Here is a 1,102-nt window from a genome sequence, read left to right on the forward strand (position 1 = left end):
CGCTGCGCCACGCGGCCTCCGTCGTGCGCGGCGAGACGGAGGCCCCCGGCGACCGACTCGGGCGGCCGGCCCCGCTCGGCGTGCGCGTCCGCCGCGCCGCCCACGCCGTGCTGCGCTCGGGCACCGCCTGGCGCTACGGGATCCGCCTGGCACTGTGCATGGGCATCGCCCAGACCCTCGTGTCGGTCGTGCCCCTCTCGCGCTCCTACTGGGTCGCCCTGACCGTGGCGTTCGTCCTCAAGCCCGACCTCGGCTCCGTCTTCTCCCGCGCGGTGATGCGCGCGATCGGCACCGTCGTCGGTCTGGGCGTGGCCGCGGCCGTCCTCGCCGCCGCGCCCTTCGGCTGGTGGTCGGCGGCCCTGATGGCGGTGCTCGCCGCGCTGCTGCCGGTCATGGCCTCGCGCGGCTACGCGTACCAGACGACGGCGATCACACCGCTGATCCTGCTGCTGTCCGACGTGCTGAACCACCTCGGCTTCGGGCTGCTCCTGCCGCGCCTCGTCGACAGCTTCATCGGCTGCGGCATCGCGCTGGTGGTGGGCTACCTGCTGTGGCCGGAGAGCTGGCACGCCCGCGTCGGCGGGCGGCTCGCCGCGCTCATCGACGAGGCCGCCGGATACCTCGCCGTGTGCCTGCTGCCGCGGGACGGGCAGGCCGCCCCCGCGGCCCCCGCACGCGGGGAAGGGGCCGCGCCGGACGGAGGCGGAAACCATGACGACGCCCAGGCCCGCACCCGCAGGCGGCTGTACCGCGAACTGTCGGCGGTGCGCACCGAGTTCCGGCGCGCCCTGACGGAGCCGCGCCCGACGTCCACGGTCGCGGGCGAGTGGTGGCCGCTCGTCGTCGCCGTCGAGCGGATCGTCGACGCGACGACGGCCGCGCAGCAGGACGTCGCGCAGGGCGCCGGGCCGCCGGCCGCGGACGAGGTGCGGGCGCTGCGCGACCAGCTCCGCCAGTTGGCGCGGGGCGTCAGGTCGCACACGGCCCTGCCGTACGTGGCGGCCGATCCCGGCCCCGGGAGCAGCGCGGTCCTGGACGTCCTGCGCGAGCAGGTGCGGGAGGCGCGCGCCGTCGCCACCTCCGAGCGCGCGGAGCGCGGCTT

At 77.0% G+C, this 1,102-nt stretch carries 1 protein-coding gene; it reads left to right on the plus strand.

The genetic code is table 11. The features are described from left to right. Positions 1-1,102, plus strand: a 1,102-nt coding sequence (locus tag L1885_RS28625; RefSeq protein ID WP_235800045.1) for an FUSC family protein, incomplete at both ends; no start/stop codon positions are given.

It is taken from the genome of Streptomyces fuscigenes (genome assembly GCF_021556455.1).
GTDB lineage: Bacteria > Actinomycetota > Actinomycetes > Streptomycetales > Streptomycetaceae > Streptomyces > Streptomyces fuscigenes.